The organism is Vibrio sp. OPT46, assembly GCF_015163535.1.
GTDB lineage: Bacteria > Pseudomonadota > Gammaproteobacteria > Enterobacterales > Vibrionaceae > Vibrio > Vibrio alginolyticus.
The window spans coordinates 1-1,462 of the sequence record NZ_JADDYG010000547.1; the positions used below are offsets into that span (position 1 = coordinate 1).

The 1,462-nt window shown below is 37.8% G+C and carries 1 protein-coding gene; it reads left to right on the forward strand.

Annotated features, from left to right (window positions below; translation table 11 throughout):
* Window positions 1-389 precede the first annotated feature (389 nt).
* On the forward strand, window positions 390-1,462 hold a 1,073-nt coding region (locus IQR33_RS35970; protein ID WP_193844053.1), incomplete at its 3' end, for a site-specific integrase.

Below are 1,462 nucleotides of genomic sequence, written 5' to 3' on the forward strand. Positions count from 1 at the left end.
TTACGATCTGACTATGGACTCCCTGATTATCCACCACTGGAAGACTTATCCAATGGTCAATTGACTTCAGTAAGCAACTGATTTCAAACCTAACAGCATAAGGCAACTTTAAATGTTGCCTTTTTTTTATCTATATTCAAGTAATATTCCCTTAGGCAGTCTAGCAGACTATGTAGAACCATAGGTTATTATGTGGGTTTTACTTTAGTACCTCGCTTTGTTTTCGTTAAGCTAATCTTCGAATAATTCATATAAACTCAACAAACAAATAGCACTGTATAAATAGACATTATTATAAAGTGTAGTATAATTTGAGTTATATTACACTTTTTGGCCGTTAAGGTTAGCGTTACAGGTGACAGCGTAACACTTTATTTTTGGAGGTGAACGTGGAGATTACTAAGCAAAATTTACCAATTCCTGCATCCGGATTAGAAAAGATTAAGGCATTAGAACTAGGCAATAACAAAGAAAAAGAAAATCTTTCACGATTTAAAATCCCTTTGCCTGAACTTGACGGTGCAATTGACCCTGATCACCCAAACCTAAAGACAATTCTAGATAACATGGCCATATTCGAGGCTACACGTGGTGGTTTTTCGAAGGCAACACAAAAAAACATGTTTTCCGCTGTTCGCTCTTGGATAAGATTTACTGAGTATATTGAATTAGCCTACGCATTTCCTATACATCCAAGAATGTTTTACTACTGGATACTACACCTTAAAAATGAACAGAAAGTGTCTTATGCGACACTATTGAGCCGAAAGAACCTCATAGCCATATTTTTGAATCAACTAGGATTCGCCAACGTTACTGAAGACAAGCTTATAAAAGACTTTTTCAGGGGTGTAAAAAAGGATATGGCAGAATCTGATTTATCAAAGGTAGAGCAAAAAGTTGCTTCACCATTCAGAGCAAGCGATTTGAACAGGCAGATCGAAATAGTTGGGACACTTGAACAAGCTGGGCCAAAGCTTTTCAAAGACCTAGCATACATGACCATTGCATACTCTACTGCTCTTCGTGAAGAAGAGATCTTTACTTTAAAACGTAAAAACGTCATCATTTCTGGTGACACTGTCACTATAGTGAGGACAAAATCTAAGACATCTGCAGCGCCACCCAAAAAGTCTATCATTGGCAGGTATGCAGGGATCGTAAAGAAATATATTGAACTTGTAGAAAATGGAGTAGAGCTTTACAACCATGTAACCCCTTCAAGACCAGTCGAAGATCAGGAATATTATATTTTTGGTTGGATTCTGAAGAATGGACAGCTTAAGGACCCATTAAAACCTATGAATGGTGTATCCGTACTTAGATTGTTCCGAAAAGCATATGAACGACAAAGTGTATTTAATGGTCGTTGTTGGTCAGGGCATTCGGCACGTTGTGGAGCGGTAGTTGATGGGCATGTCGTTCATAAGATGAATGCAGTCGACCTTATGTCTATTGGTGA